This window comes from Methylobacterium sp. UNCCL125 (assembly GCF_900116795.1).
GTDB classification, from domain to species: domain Bacteria; phylum Pseudomonadota; class Alphaproteobacteria; order Rhizobiales; family Beijerinckiaceae; genus Methylobacterium; species Methylobacterium fujisawaense.
On record NZ_FPBW01000008.1, the window covers coordinates 104,382 to 117,826 of the forward strand.

Annotated in this window: 13 protein-coding genes; 6 read left to right on the plus strand and 7 right to left on the minus strand. The window is 71.3% G+C overall.

What is annotated here, in order from left to right:
• Window positions 1-97: 97 nt before the first annotated feature.
• A complete protein-coding gene (locus BM396_RS09895; RefSeq protein ID WP_043389294.1) occupies window positions 98-1,531 on the plus strand; it encodes a family 2B encapsulin nanocompartment shell protein in 1,434 nt (477 codons plus the stop codon).
• Window positions 1,518-3,491: a family 2A encapsulin nanocompartment cargo protein cysteine desulfurase gene (locus BM396_RS09900; RefSeq protein ID WP_043389292.1), complete on the plus strand. Its 1,974-nt coding sequence runs from the start codon at window positions 1,518-1,520 to the stop codon at window positions 3,489-3,491. The genes BM396_RS09895 and BM396_RS09900 overlap by 14 nt, the downstream gene beginning before the upstream one ends.
• Before the next feature lie 235 nt (window positions 3,492-3,726).
• Here BM396_RS09900 and serA read toward each other — a convergent pair whose 3' ends face one another.
• Entirely contained in the window at window positions 3,727-4,950 is a 1,224-nt protein-coding gene (gene serA, locus BM396_RS09905; RefSeq protein WP_081948924.1) for a phosphoglycerate dehydrogenase, read from the minus strand.
• A gap of 258 nt (window positions 4,951-5,208) precedes the next feature.
• Here serA and BM396_RS09910 point away from each other — a divergent pair, with 258 nt between their 5' ends.
• On the plus strand, window positions 5,209-6,228 hold the full coding sequence (locus BM396_RS09910) for a zinc-dependent alcohol dehydrogenase family protein (RefSeq protein WP_043354137.1): 1,020 nt from the start codon (window positions 5,209-5,211) through the stop codon (window positions 6,226-6,228).
• Window positions 6,229-6,253: 25 nt separating this feature from the next.
• Here BM396_RS09910 and BM396_RS33305 read toward each other — a convergent pair whose 3' ends face one another.
• From BM396_RS33305 to BM396_RS09935, 5 genes are all read right to left on the minus strand, one after another.
• On the minus strand, window positions 6,254-6,712 hold the full coding sequence (locus tag BM396_RS33305; protein ID WP_244538852.1) for a YjiS-like domain-containing protein: 459 nt from the start codon (window positions 6,710-6,712) through the stop codon (window positions 6,254-6,256).
• Window positions 6,705-7,397, minus strand: a complete 693-nt coding sequence (locus tag BM396_RS09920; RefSeq protein WP_043389287.1) for a helix-turn-helix transcriptional regulator — start codon at window positions 7,395-7,397, stop codon at window positions 6,705-6,707. Before BM396_RS09920 ends, BM396_RS33305 begins: the two co-directional genes overlap by 8 nt.
• A gap of 70 nt (window positions 7,398-7,467) precedes the next feature.
• On the minus strand, window positions 7,468-8,238 hold the full coding sequence (locus tag BM396_RS09925) for an anti-sigma factor family protein (protein ID WP_043389283.1): 771 nt from the start codon (window positions 8,236-8,238) through the stop codon (window positions 7,468-7,470).
• Window positions 8,235-8,777, minus strand: coding sequence for a sigma-70 family RNA polymerase sigma factor (locus BM396_RS09930; protein ID WP_043389281.1), 543 nt, complete (start codon window positions 8,775-8,777; stop codon window positions 8,235-8,237). Before BM396_RS09930 ends, BM396_RS09925 begins: the two co-directional genes overlap by 4 nt.
• Window positions 8,778-9,117: 340 nt before the next feature.
• Complete coding sequence (locus tag BM396_RS09935; RefSeq protein WP_043354130.1) at window positions 9,118-9,384, minus strand: GCG_CRPN prefix-to-repeats domain-containing protein; 267 nt, start codon at window positions 9,382-9,384, stop codon at window positions 9,118-9,120.
• 498 nt (window positions 9,385-9,882) lie between these two features.
• On the opposite strand from BM396_RS09935, the gene BM396_RS09945 reads away from it, so the two are divergent.
• Window positions 9,883-10,443: a hypothetical protein gene (locus BM396_RS09945; protein WP_043389277.1), complete on the plus strand. Its 561-nt coding sequence runs from the start codon at window positions 9,883-9,885 to the stop codon at window positions 10,441-10,443.
• 230 nt (window positions 10,444-10,673) lie between these two features.
• Here BM396_RS09945 and BM396_RS09950 read toward each other — a convergent pair whose 3' ends face one another.
• On the minus strand, window positions 10,674-11,504 hold the full coding sequence (locus BM396_RS09950) for an outer membrane protein (protein ID WP_091994785.1): 831 nt from the start codon (window positions 11,502-11,504) through the stop codon (window positions 10,674-10,676).
• A gap of 1,029 nt (window positions 11,505-12,533) precedes the next feature.
• On the opposite strand from BM396_RS09950, the gene BM396_RS09955 reads away from it, so the two are divergent.
• Together BM396_RS09955 and BM396_RS09960 are read left to right on the plus strand one after the other, a co-directional pair.
• Window positions 12,534-13,016: a DUF2721 domain-containing protein gene (locus BM396_RS09955; protein ID WP_043355782.1), complete on the plus strand. Its 483-nt coding sequence runs from the start codon at window positions 12,534-12,536 to the stop codon at window positions 13,014-13,016.
• A gap of 246 nt (window positions 13,017-13,262) precedes the next feature.
• Window positions 13,263-13,442, plus strand: a complete 180-nt coding sequence (locus BM396_RS09960; RefSeq protein WP_043355784.1) for a hypothetical protein — start codon at window positions 13,263-13,265, stop codon at window positions 13,440-13,442.
• Window positions 13,443-13,445: the final 3 nt, after the last annotated feature.

The window sequence follows — 13,445 nt, forward strand, 5'->3', positions numbered from 1 at the left end:
AGACGTCTCGCGCCGACCCCGCATACGCTGCGGGACGAACCGCTGCTTGCGGATGGATGCGGCGCGCCTGCAACCCTGAATGGAGTGAGGACGAACGATGAGCGGACCGGGTCTGAGCGTGAGCGCCACGGCGGCACGCAATCTCGCGACGGCGACCGTCACCTCGGTCCAGAACGCGGCCAACACGCCGCGCTGGCTGCTCCGGCTCCTGCCCTTCGTTGACGTGGCGGGCGGGGTCTACCGCGTCAACCGCCGCGCCGTCGTGCTGGCGCGCCCCGGCCGGATCGATCTCGCCGCCGAGGAGAAGGGAGACGGCAAGGGAGAGGGAGACGGCAAGGGAGACGGCAAGCGCCGGGTGATCCGCCCCGCCTCCCTGCGGGCCGTGCCGTTGTTCAGCCGGCTGGGCGATGCGGAGCTCGCGGCCCTGGCGGCTCAGTTCACCGAGAGCCGGCACAAGGCCGGCGATGTGATCCACGAGGAGGGCGCCTCCGGCCGCAGCCTCACGGTGGTCGCCGACGGCACCGTCGAGCTGACCCTGTCGGGCCCCTACAAGGGCCGTCTGCGGCAGGGCCTGGCCACGAAGGGCGACTATTTCGGCGATGCCGGCTTGGCCGGCGAGCGTGCGCCCGCCCCGGCCGTGAAGGCCCTGTCGGCGGTGACCCTCCTGACGCTGGACGCCGCCGCGGTGGAGAGCGAGGAGATCCGCGCCAGGATCGCCCAGTACCGCGAGGAGCGCGACCGCCTCACGGGCCACACCAACTCCTACGGCGAGCAGGGCATCGAGCTGCTGGCTGTCCATACCGGCGAGCCGCGCCTGCCCACGACCTTCGTGGATTACGAGGTCGATCCGCGCGAGTACCACCTCTCTACCATCCAGACGATCCTCAACACCCATACACGGGTGACCGACCTCTACTCCAACGAGATCGACCAGCTCCGCGAGCAGATCCGTCTCACGGTCGATGCCGTGAAGGAGCGCGAGGAGTGGGAACTCCTGAACAATTCGCAGTTCGGCCTGCTCCACGAGGTCGGTCCGCGTCAGCGCATCCCGACCCGCGGCGGCCCGCCCACCCCGGATGATCTCGACGAGCTGCTGACGCTGGTCTGGAAGAAGCCCGCCTATTTCGTGGCCCATCCCCGCGCCATCGCGGCCTTCGGCCGGGAGGCGACCCGCCGGGGCGTGCCGCCGGTCGTCGTCCACCTGTTCGGCGCGCCGTTCATCACGTGGCGCGGCGTGCCGCTGGTGCCGAGCGACAAGCTGCCCATCGACATCGACCCGGTGACCGGCGCGCAGACCACCTCGATCCTGCTTCTGCGGGTCGGCGAGGGCGAGCAGGGCGTGGTCGGCCTGCAGAAATCCGGGGTGACCGGCGAGATCGAGCCCGGCCTGTCGGTGCGCTACATGGGCACCAACGACCATTCGATCGCCTCGCACCTCGTGACCCGCTACTTCTCGGCCGCGGTGCTGGTCGAGGACGCGATCGCCCGCCTCGATAACGTGCTCCTGGGCAACTACCATGACTACGCCTGAGGCGACGGCCCTCGCGGTGCCCGGAGCGAGCCCGGGCGACCTCGCGCACGCGGATCTCGTCGGGCGCCTCGCCCGCGAGATCTACGGTCAGGGGCAGGCGGCGAGCCAGCCCTTCGCCCCCACCCTCCCCGCGGGCCCGCAGGTCCCGCAGGCGCTCGACAGCGTGCCTCAGGGGTTCGGCGGCGCTCCGCTGCCGAGCGGTGCCGTGGGCGTGCCCTCGGCACCGGCCGCCGGGCTGCCCGCGGGGATCCAGCCCGACCTGTCCGCCCTCGGGGCCCGCGCCTTCGGCGCGTCGCCGGCCGGCGTCCCGGGCCTCACCGGCCCGGGCCTGCCGAATCTCGCCCCCGCCGGCCCGGCCTTCGCCGGGACCGCCACGATCCCGCCGGTCCACCCGGTGAGCCCGCTTCCGGCCCTGCCGGACATCTCGTTCCCGGGCGGGCCTGAACTGCACCGGCAGGTCGCGGCGGATCACCCCCGCGCCCAGGCCTTCGCGCATGCGCTCGCCCCGCACCTCGTCCCGGCCGACCCGTCGCAGGCGGGCGTGGACGAGGCGCAGGAGAGCTTTCGCAGGACCGGCCGCCTCTCGCGGGCGCCCGAACCGGCCGCCGACAACCTGTCGGACTATTACTTCCTGACCCTCGGCCCCCGCCCGGCCCGGACGGCTCCCGCGACGCCGCGCGTCGAGCCGAGCCGCGCGCCGGGCCCCGCGCCGCGGGCGCTCTCGCACGGGTCGATCCCGGTCGCGGCGCCCTTCGACGTGGCGTCTATCCGCCGGGACTTCCCGGCCCTGCACCAGAGCGTCAACGGCCATCCGCTGGTGTGGCTCGACAACGCCGCGACGACCCACAAGCCGAAAGCCGTGATCGACGCGACGAACGCGTTCTACGCCCGGCACAATTCCAACATCCACCGCGCCGCCCACACCCTGGCGGCGCGCGCCACCGACCTGTTCGAGGGCGGGCGCGAGGCGGTGCGCCGCTTCCTCAACGCGCCCTCCAAGGACGACATCGTCTTCCTGCGCGGCACCACGGAGGCGATCAACCTCGTCGCCCATTCCTACGGCCGGGCGCAGATCGGCCCGGGCGACGAGATCATCGTCTCGACCATCGAGCACCACGCCAACATCGTGCCCTGGCAGATGCTGGCCCAGCAGACCGGGGCGACGCTCCGGGCGATCCCGGTCAACGACCGGGGCGAGATCATCTTCGAGCAATACGCGGCCTTGCTGTCGGGCCGCACCAAGATCGTCTCGGTGACGCAGGTGGCCAACGCGCTCGGCACCGTGAACCCGGTGCGGGAGATCATCCAGCTCGCCCATGCCTACGGGGTGCCGGTGCTGGTCGATGCGGCGCAATCCGCGCCGCACATGCCGCTCGACGTGCAGGCGCTGGACGCCGACTTCCTGGTCTTCTCCGGCCACAAGGTGTTCGGGCCGACGGGCATCGGCGCGCTCTACGGCAAGGCGCACCTGCTCGCGGCGATGCCCCCCTGGCAGGGCGGCGGCCACATGATCGAGGACGTCACCTTCGCGAAGACGGTGTACAAGGGCGCGCCGGAAAAATTCGAGGCCGGCACGCCCGACATTGCCGGGGCGGTGGGGCTCGGGGCGGCCCTCGACTACCTCGCGCGGATCGGCCTGCCGGCGATCGCCGCCTACGAGCACGACCTACTGGACTATGCGCAGGCCGGTCTTGCCGACGTGAAGGGCCTGCGCCTGATCGGCACGGCCCGGGAGAAGGCGAGCGTGATGTCCTTCGTGATCGAAGGCCAGGAGAACGAGGCGGTCGCCCACCACCTCGATGCCCGCGGCATCGCGGTCCGTTCGGGCCATCACTGCGCCCTGCCGGCGCTCCGCCGGTTCGGGGTCGACCAGTCGGTGCGGGCGTCGCTGGCCTTCTACAACACCCGCGCGGAGGTCGACGCCTTCCTGACGGCGCTGCACACCCTGCCGCGGCACTGACCCCGGGGGCGATCGGATCCGTGCCGCGCTCGTCCTCTGCAGGGCGGCGACGCGATCTCGGGTCTCGCCCATGGGTCTCAGGACGGGGCGCGGGTCCCCTCGCCCGTGCGGGCTTGCCAGGAACAGATCTCGGGCGAGCCCGAGCTCTGTGGGAGGCGCATGCGCAGCGGTCGCAGTGGTGTGGACCTCGTCGCCCGCACGGGGCGACGAGGTGGGGCAGCCGTCGGCGTCAGCCTCACGCCACCGCCGGCCGGAGGTGCCGCGTCCGCACCGTACCGTCGATGGCCCGCAGCGCGCCGAGTACCGCGTCCGCCTCGCCAGGCCCCACCGACGCGTCCACCACGACGTAGCCGTACTCGCCGTCCGTCTGCAGGTACTGCGCGTCGATGTTGAGCGACCGGCCCGAGAAGACCGCGTTGATCTGCCCGAGCACGCCGGGCACGTTCCGGTGGACGTGGAGGAAGCGGGCGCCGGACCGGCGCGGCGGCAGCTGAACCTGCGGGAAGTTCACCGCGCCGAGCGTCGAGCCGGTCTGGGCGTAGTCGACCAGCTTGCGGGCCACCTCCGCGCCGATGCGGTCCTGCGCCTCCTCCGTCGAGCCGCCGATATGCGGGGTGAGGATGACGTTCGGCAGCCCCTGCAGGGGCGAGACGAAGCGCTCCGCGTTGGAGGTGGGCTCGACCGGGAAGACGTCGATCGCGGCTCCGGCGAGATGGCCGTCGCGCAGGGCCGCCGCCAGGGCGTCCAGGTCCACGACCGTGCCCCGGCTGTTGTTGATGAGGTAGGCGCCGGGCTTCATCGCGCGGATGCGCTCCGCGCCCATGAGCCCGTGGGTCAGCGGCGTCTCCGGGACGTGCAGGCTGACCACGTCGCTGGCGGCGAGCAGCGCGTCGAAGCTCTCGGCCGGCTCGGTGTTCCCGTGACGCAGCTTGTCGGTCAGATCGTAGAAGATCACGCGCATGCCCATCGCCTCCGCGAGGTTCGAGAGCTGCGCGCCGATGTTTCCGTAGCCGACGATCCCCAGCGTCTTGCCGCGCACCTCGAAGGCGCCGGAGGCCGACTTGTCCCAGCCGCCGGCATGGGCGGCGATCGAGCGCGGCAGGATGCGCCGGAGCAGCATCACGATCTCGCCGATCGTGAGTTCGGCGACGCTGCGCGTGTTCGAGAACGGCGCGTTGAAGACGGGCACGCCCCGGGCGCGCGCCGTCTCGAGGTCGACCTGATTGGTCCCGACGCTGAAGCAGCCGATGGCGGTGAGATCGGGCAGGGCGTCGAGCAGCGCGGCGGTGACGTGCGTGCGGGAGCGGATGCCGAGGACGGTGACGTCGGCCAGATCCCGGGTATCATCGGGGCTGACGGCACGAGGCAGCTGGCGGATGTCGCCGATCCCGGCCTGCGTGAAGATCCTGGACGCCGTCGGCGCTATGCTTTCGGTCAGAACGACGCGCTCGGTCGACACGGTCTGTGCTCCTTCCACGGACGGGATGCGATCCGCGACCTTGCCGCTGGCGTCGCGGAGCGGCAAGGGCGGGAGGGGCATGCGCCCGGCTCCTGCGCGCGGCTCCTGGGCGCGCCGGTCCCGGACCGGAGCGCCCGTTGCGGGCCGTCCGCCCCGGCCCCCGCGGCGGACGGTCCCCGTCCGTCGTCTCGACGCCGGGCGTGGGGCCTGCCAGTGTCCGCCTCCCGGCGGCCGCGGCCGCGGAGCGACAGGTGCATCATGACCGGATCGACAGCCCGGGCCGTCATCGTCCAGCCGGGCGGCGGCTTCGACAAGGTGACTTTCGGGGAGCGGCCGGTGCCCGAGCCGGGGCCCGGCGCGATCACCGTCCGCCTGCGGGCGAGTTCCCTCAACTATCACGACTATGCCGTGGTCAGCGGGATGTGGGGGCCGAGCGAGCCGCGCGTCCCCATGTCGGACGGCGCCGGCGAGGTCGAGGCCGTGGGACCCGGCCCGAACGACTTCGCGGTCGGCGACCGGGTGGTCAGCACGTTCTTCCCGACCTGGACCGAGGGCACGCCGCGGGTCGAGGGCTTCGCCACCGTGCCGGGCGACGGGGTCGACGGCTATGCCCGGGAGCGGGTCACCGCGCCGGCCAGCGCCTTCACCCACGCGCCGAAGGGCTGGGACCACGCCGAGGCGGCGACCCTGACCACCGCGGCGCTCACCGCATGGCGCGCGCTCCACGCCGATGCCGGCCTGAAGAGCGGTGACGTCGTGCTGGTGCAGGGGACCGGCGGCGTGTCGCTGTTCGCCCTGCAATTCGCCAAGGCGGCGGGGGCCACGGTGATCGCCACCTCGTCCAGCGACGACAAGCTGGAGCGCCTGCGCGGGCTCGGCGCCGACCACGTCATCAACTACCGCGCCGACCCGGCCTGGGGCGAGACCGCCCGGCGGCTGACCGATGGGCGCGGCGTCGACCACGTCGTCGACGTCGGCGGTCCGGCGACGCTGGAGCAGTCCATGGCCGCCGTCCGCGTCGCCGGCCACATCTCGGTGATCGGCATCCTGTCGGGCGTGGCCGGGGAATTGCCCCTGGTGCCGGCGCTCCTGAAGCAGATCCGTCTGCAGGGCGTGCTGGTCGGCAGCCGCCGCCACCAGATCGAGATGGTCCGCGGCATCGAAGCCTGCGGCCTGCGGCCGGTGGTCGACAGCCGCTACCCCCTCGACGAGCTCGTGGCGGCGTTCCGCCACCAGGAAAGCAACCGCCACTTCGGCAAGATCTGCATCGCGATCTGAGCGGGCCTGAAGGGGTCTGGCCGGTTCAGCGGACGGCGATCCCGAGCGTCGTGGGCAGTGCGACCGTCCGGGATGCCTCCGGCTGGCCCGGCCGGGCCAGCATGTGCGAACAGCCGTTCTCGCAGAAGGCGCGGAGCGTGCGCCGGTCGAGCCCGATATCGCTCAACATATCGTCGTCGAGGGCCGATAAGATGCGCATGTTTCGCGCGGCGATGCGGTTTTTTCGAATGTATTTAACGAACGAGAGGATCATGATCTGGTCTCCGTTGCGCCAAAAAATCGGTTCTTTATCCAATTTCGGCCGGATCAGTGTCGATGAATCGTCTCTTTCTCGCATCATCTGTTCAGGTTGCTGCGTGTTGTCGAAGTAGACTTGTTTGCCGGGGGCGAGCCTGTTGCGGCCTGCCGCCTGACGGGGCAGGCTCTGCCGGTCCAGACGACGCCCCTCCGTCCCGCACGGGAAACCGAGGACGGCTCTACACACCCGCGATCGGCTGCGGGCAGAGCAGGAGCAGGCGCATCAACTCGGCCTGGCGGCGCGTCCCCGTCTTCTCGAAGAGGTGACGCAGGTGCACGCGTGCCGTGTTCCGGGTGATCTGGCGGCGCGTCGCGCTCGCCGCGAGGTCGTTCCCCGCCAGGATGTCGATGGCCAGGGCCGCCTCCGCGGGGGTAAAACCGAACTGATCCTGCAGAACGCCGGGATCCGGCAGGCGTGGCGCCGCGGGGTCGATGAGGCGCAGGAGAACCGCGCCCTCGGCGATCGGGCGGAAGGCCCCGGGGATCGCGCAGGCGGCGACCAGGAGTGTCCCGTCGGGGCCGTCCAGGCGCACCGCGGCGCCGCGCTGGCCGGCGGCGCAGCGGTCGATGACGCGGCGGAGCGTCGCGCTGTCCTCCGGCCCCGCGCCGCGCAGGCCGCCGTGCTCGAGGCGCAGAAGGCCCCGGTCGATGAGGGATTGCGCAGCCCGGTTCAGGAAATAGGGCCGACCGCTCCGGTCGGTCACGGCCAGCCCCTGTTCGAGATGCTCCGCCAGGAGGTGGAGCGCGGCCTCCACCACGAACGCGTCCGGGACGGTGGGGGCGCCGCCGGACTGGGACCGCCGCGCGTGCACCGGGCCGGCCTCCGGCATGCCCCCGGTTCTGCGGATGTTCATGTGCGATTGACTGATCACGCCAGGTTCCTCGCCGCATCGACTCCCCGATATCAGTAACAACCCGTCGGAAATGCCGATTATTCCCGTTTCAGCTCGGGCGTCCGCCGGCCCGAGACCGGAACAGGTCGGCGAAGGCGCGCAGGTCGCGCGGGTTGAGGTCCGACACCGCCCAGTAGGTGAGGTCGCCGAGGTGCCAGCGCTCGATCGTGGACCCGTCCCGCCGTCCCTCGCCGTCCGCAGCCCCGTCGGCGGCGGAGACCACCGTGACGCTGATCACGTGCCGGTCGCGGCGATAGACCAGGGTCGGCACGGGGGTGCCGGCGACGATGTCGACCCGGCCGCCGATCAACGGGAAGCCCCGGTCCGACAGGTCCGGAGCCTCGGGCGCGATGGTGGTCCGTCCGTTGAACCAGGGTTTCACCACGTGCCGGTCCGAGGAGGCGACGTCGAAGGGCTGGGGCGCCGCGAGGCCGCGGAGGTGGCCGGCGAGCACGGACGCGCCCGTATCGGGGGCGCCGCCGGGGCGGTCGAGATAGACGGCCCCGGCGCCGAGCACGGCGCCGCCGGCGAGACCGAGGAGCAGCGTCGCGGCCAGCACCTGCCAGGAGCCGAGCCGGGTGCGGGATGGGGGCGGATCGGAGAAGCCGATCTGCTCGATCACGCCCGCCCGCAGGGTCTCCGGGGCCGACGGTCCCGCCAGAGGGCCGCGCAGGGCGCGCGAGAGGTCGCGGAGGCGCTCTGCCATCGCCCGCGCCGCGGGGTCCGCGGCGAGACGGCGCTCCATGGCCAGGACTTCGCCAGGGGACAGTTCGCCGTCCGCGTAGGCGCTGAGGAGCTGAAGGGTCTCGTCGTCGGTCATCGCCCGTCCTTCGCGAGCCGTACAAGCAGATGCTGCCGCGCGCGGCCGAGGCGCGACATCACGGTTCCGATCGGGACGCCGGTCACCGCGGCGATCTCCCGATAGCTGAGGCCGTGGTACTCGCGCAGGATCAGCGCCTCCCGGAAGGCCACCGGCAGGGACCCGACCGCCCGGGCGAGCTGCCCCGCCTCGTCGCGGGCGATGAGGGTCGACTCGGGCGTCTCCGGGGCCTCGGCCAGGGCGCCTCCGGTCTCCAGTTCGGCGCGGGCTTCGGGGGCGAGGTCGTCGGCGAAGACCACCGCCCGCGGCCGGTGCCGCTGCAGCCAGGAATAGCCGGTGTTGCGGACGATCGTCAGGAACCAGGCGCGGGCATTGCCTTCGGCGAACCCCTCGATCGCCCGGTACGCGCGCAGACACGCCTCCTGCATCACGTCCTCGGCGTCGGTGGCATTTCCGGTGAGCCAGTGCGCGAGCCGGTAACCCTCGTCGAGGCGCGGCAGGACGAACTGGCTGAAGCGCGCCCGCGCCAGGGTCGTCATGTCGGCGGCCGGGCCGGGCCCGCCCCGTCGAGAGCCTGCGAAGCCATGGGGTCCCGACCCTCGTGCTCCAGACCGCAGCGTTGTGCCACACGATCAGGAACCGGTGGGCGGCGGGATTTATTCCCGCCCCGCGCCGGGACTTTCGGTCCGACGGCGCGCGGCTCTGCGGCCGGGCCCCGACCTGCCTGGCGGCACGGGCCGGATGCGCGATCCCGGGCGTTCGCGTCCCTTCCAACGGGAAGGGGCAGGGCCGCCTCCTCGGAGACGGCGCCTGCCCCTGGATCAGCTCGCGGCTCGCGTCACGGTTCGGTGCCGCGATCGATCCCGAGCCGTCGGATCATTAGCGGCAGACCCGCCGCGGGCCCCAGGGAGTCGGGCGGAAGAAGCAGCGGGGGCCGTAGAAGCGCGGACGACGGTAGATCGGCCGGCAGCGCCCGTACGGGCCGGGCGCCCAGCCGGGTCCACAGCCGAAGGCGACGGTGCTGACAGACGCGGGGCCGGTGATCGCGGCGGCTCCGGCGGGTGCCAGGGGCGCCGCGCTGGCGGAGACGAGGCCGAGGCCGCCGATGACGGCCGCGGTCGCCGCGAACATCTTCACGTGCATCATGATCTGACCTTCTGTTCGATTTGTGCCGGTCGGGACCGACACAAGGCCACGATAGAATGGTCGTCTCGCCTGAATGTGGGCTGACCTCCGCCATAACCGTCCAGAAACAAACATTCCGGAACCCTCCGGCGGCGACCGCCGAGAGCAGACTTCCGGTCCGAACCGGCGTGCTCGACGGCTCCTGAGGCGCTGCGGATGGGGGCCTCGGCCGCCGACGATGACGCCCTTCGGCTCGCGCAGGGGCTCTCGCGCAGGGGCTTGCGCCGGATCGGGCTGCTGCGTCTTCCGCTCCCGTTCCCGCGCCTTGAAAGGCGCTCAATCCTGGCCGCCGTCGGGCCGATCCCGCCCCGCTCCGAGACGCGTCCCCTCCCCGGGAATGGCATCGCGGGGCGCCGGGGCGCGGGACCGTACCGGGCCGGGCGCGGGGAGTGAACGCGCCGCAGGAACAGAGCCGCAGGGCTCGTGTTGTCTGCCAAATCTTTTTCACGAGGCGCGACGATGTCGGGTACAGCGAAGAAGACCGACCCCAAGCTGTGGGAGAAGGTCAAGACGCAAGTCACGAAATCGGACAAGGGTGGCAAGCCTGGGCAGTGGTCGGCGCGCAAGGCGCAGATGGCGACCGCCGAATACAAGAAGGAAGGCGGTGGCTATGCCGGCAAGAAGACGGCCGACAACCATCTCCGGCAATGGACCGACGAGGAATGGGGCACGAAATCGGGCGAAGAGAGCGGCAAGACCGGTGAACGATACCTGCCCAAGAAGGCCCGCGAGAGTCTGACGGACAAGGAATATGCCGCCAGCACGGCCAAGAAGCGGGCCGATACCCGCAAGGGCAAGCAGTTCTCGAAGCAGCCGGAGGCCGCCGCCGAAAAGGCCGCCGCAGCGCGCAAGGACGGCAGGAAGGACGGCAGGTCTGCCGGACAGGGCAAGACGTCCGGCAAGGGCTCCAGCCGGTCGGAGCCGACCAAGGCCGAGCTCATGCGCAAGGCCCGCGCTCAGAACGTGCCTGGCCGGTCGCGGATGTCGAAGGCGCAACTGGAACACGCGGTCCACGCCTGAGGCGTGACGCGGAGGGCCATCGCCAGGACGCAAGACGTCCCGGGCAAGACGTCCCGGGCAAGACGTCCCGGGAATGACTCCCGGGACGCTCCTCGGCTCAAGCGGCCAGTTTGATCGGGCTGGGGATGCTCAGGTCGAGAAAGGATACGGCCTGCTCAGAGGGCCTCGTGCTGTCCCGGTGGCCGGGACGCAGCCCCCCGCGGCGCGGGGGGCGCGATCGCGCGAGGATCTCAGTACGAGCCGAACTTGTAGTTCAGGCCGGCGCGGACGACGGCGAACTCGTCATCGCGGCGGCCAATGGTGTTGTACGCCACCGGGAAGTTGTTGGCGGCGTTGATGACGAACGCGCCCTGGTTGCGGGTGTTGCGGTCGAGGTTGACGTACAGGCCTTCGACCTTGAGCGTCACGGCCGAGGAGCGGAAGAAGTTCAGGAAGGAATCGGTGGGCAGGGCATACTCGATGCCGCCGCCGACGGCGTAGCCGGTGCGGAAGCTGTCATTGCCGGCGAAGCCGCCGAAGGAGCGGTCGGCGCTGCCCGAGCCGTAGGCGAAGCCGCCGGTGCCGTAGAACAGCACGCGATCGAAGGCGTAACCGATGCGGCCGCGGACGGTGCCGAAGAAGTCGAGGCTGGAGAGGCCGCGCGGGTCGGTGACGTAGTAGCCGGGAGCCAGCGCGCCGGCGACGAAGGCGTTGTTCCGGTTGCGACCGAAGTCGAGGTACTGGGCGTCCGCCTCGATACCGACGACGATGCCGGAGCCGGGGGTGAACTGGAAGTTGTAGCCAACCTGGCCACCGCCGGAGAAGCCTTCCTGGTTGCGCTGGTTGAAGAAGGCGGTGGTGCCGTTGCCGTACGGGAAGGGCACGGCGAAGCTGTTGGTGTTGTTGCTGCTGGCGTCGAAGGCGTAGCCGGCGTTGATACCGAAATAGGCGCCGGTCCAGGTGAAGACCGGGACGGGGGTGAAGACCGGCGGCGGGGCGGCGCGGCGCGGCAGGTCGGCGGCCGAGGCGGCGCCGGTCAGGAGGGCCGTGGCGGCGCTCGCGAGAAGAAGCTTCTTGATCATCTGGTCCTCTGTCTCCCGTTATGCGGGATGTGTGCGGGGCGGACAGAACGACAGGGCGCGCCAGGGCGATAGTGCGTCGCCGCAACAGCCCGGATACGGGCCCTCCCGCCAAGACAGCCAAGTGTGCTGGGGCACATCCCGATCGGGATTGGTCGAAGCGCTCTCGACCATGTGTATCGGAGTGTTTCCGAGAACAAAAAGCCCCGCCGCGCGGTGCGGACGGGGCTGAAGTTCGTTCGTAAACGTTCCCAGGACCAACCAGGAAGCTTCGACATTCACTAGAGCCTACCGGCAGGCGGCCCGCAAGTCCGTCTGCGACCCGAAGAGCGGTTAACATTAATTTACGAACAGCCCAGATCGGGCCCCCGGATTGCCCGCTTGCGCGAGGGGGGGAGATCTGCTCCGGTCCGGGAGCGTATCGGATCGTTGCCCGTCGGGTTCGCGCCGGCCCGGCCCTGATCTTCCGGCGTCCGACGGCGGATGCGCCCGCGCGAATAGGGGGCCCGGCCGGATCCGGATCTCGGGCGGACGACCGTGACTGCGGCCGCGGCCCCATGGACCGATCGATCTCCCGGGACGCCGCAGATCTCGCGCAAGATCCGGCGCCGGCTCCCGGTGCGGACCCGCTCCGCCCGGCCTGTGGGGAAGAACCTGCGGCCGCCGCACGGCCGAACGGCCGCGGCTTTCCCGGCGCATATCAGGCCCTATCTGCCCGGCCTCGTCATCGGTGGAGAGTTCAGGAGACGCGCATGGGACCCGTCGCGCTGCCTTCGATGCCGGTCCTCCCGGCCCGTATCGGGATCGGGCATCTGTGCCCCACGCCTGCCGGGAGGCTTCGGTGACGGACACGCCGGCCCCCTACATCGCGGTCGCGTTCCTCTCGGCGCTGTTCCTGCTGGTGGCCGGGCTGCAGGCGGAGGGGCTCCTATGGTAGGCTGCTCCGCCCGGGACCCGTGCGCACCCGCGCCTCCATCCGCACCGATGCCCGGCCGCGCCGGGACATGACATGTCCGCGAGCGTAGCGCGTCGATGTTCGGCTTCTCCCTCAATGCGACCGAGCCTGACAGCGTCGCGCACATCATCCAGGTGGCGCTCGCGCCCGCCTTCCTGCTGTCGGCCCTGGCGACGCTGCTCAACGTGTTCTCGACCCGACTCGGCCGGATCTCCGACAAGGTCGACAGCCTCTCGGCGGAGACCGCCCGGGCCACGGCCGCCGAGGCTGTCCGCCTCACCCGCCGTCTGACCTTCCTGCGGCGGCGCTCCTTCGTGCTGGACGTGGCGGTGGTCCTGGCCTCGCTCGGAGGCGGGCTGATCGGCCTGGCGGTGCTGACCCTGTTCGTCGGGGCCCTGCGCGACGCGGCGACCGCCTCCGTCCTGTTCGCCTGCTTCGGCGCGGCGCTGATCTGCACGGTGGCGGCGATCGCGGCGTTCATGACCGAGATCCTCATGGCCGGCCGCGGTGTGCGCGACGAGGTCGAGCACCGTCAGGATGCGGTCACGACGCCACGGTGATTCCGCATCCGAAGCACCCGGGCCGCGCCGGGGCCGGTCCAATCCTCGAATGCGCCCCGCAACGGTGCGCCAGCGGTGCCCCCGTGGCGCTTCGTGGCGCTTCGGGGCGTGCGGGGCGCCGTTCAGAGTGCAGAACGGTCGATCCGTGGTCGCGCGGACGGCCATCAACGATTGCGGCGTGCGGGAACCGGGCCTTAATCTTCCGACGGCCTGATGCCGCCGTCGGCTTCGCCTGAGTGTTCCGTGATGAGCTTCGCGATTATGATTGCCCTCGTTGCCGGAGCGCTCTGCCTCGGAGTCCTGTCCGCGCTCCTGCCGTTCGGGGGGCGGGAGGCTGAGGAACCGCAGGACCTGCTCCCGTACGAGGATGAGTTCTTCGATCTGGGCGGCCCGGTGATCGATCTCGAGGCGCGCCACACCCCCTGACCC

What these genes read in the sequence shown, in the direction of transcription:
- BM396_RS09895 (WP_043389294.1), top strand. Translation starts at nt 98, where the DNA reads ATGAGCGGACCGGGTCTGAGCGTGAGCGCCACGGCGGCACGCAATCTC.
- BM396_RS09900 (WP_043389292.1), top strand. Translation starts at nt 1,518, where the DNA reads ATGACTACGCCTGAGGCGACGGCCCTCGCGGTGCCCGGAGCGAGCCCG.
- BM396_RS09910 (WP_043354137.1), top strand. Translation starts at nt 5,209, where the DNA reads ATGACCGGATCGACAGCCCGGGCCGTCATCGTCCAGCCGGGCGGCGGC.
- BM396_RS09925 (WP_043389283.1), bottom strand. Translation starts at nt 8,238, where the DNA reads ATGACCGACGACGAGACCCTTCAGCTCCTCAGCGCCTACGCGGACGGC.
- BM396_RS09930 (WP_043389281.1), bottom strand. Translation starts at nt 8,777, where the DNA reads ATGACGACCCTGGCGCGGGCGCGCTTCAGCCAGTTCGTCCTGCCGCGC.
- BM396_RS09935 (WP_043354130.1), bottom strand. Translation starts at nt 9,384, where the DNA reads ATGATGCACGTGAAGATGTTCGCGGCGACCGCGGCCGTCATCGGCGGC.
- BM396_RS09945 (WP_043389277.1), top strand. Translation starts at nt 9,883, where the DNA reads ATGTCGGGTACAGCGAAGAAGACCGACCCCAAGCTGTGGGAGAAGGTC.
- BM396_RS09950 (WP_091994785.1), bottom strand. Translation starts at nt 11,504, where the DNA reads ATGATCAAGAAGCTTCTTCTCGCGAGCGCCGCCACGGCCCTCCTGACC.
- BM396_RS09955 (WP_043355782.1), top strand. Translation starts at nt 12,534, where the DNA reads ATGTTCGGCTTCTCCCTCAATGCGACCGAGCCTGACAGCGTCGCGCAC.
- BM396_RS09960 (WP_043355784.1), top strand. Translation starts at nt 13,263, where the DNA reads ATGAGCTTCGCGATTATGATTGCCCTCGTTGCCGGAGCGCTCTGCCTC.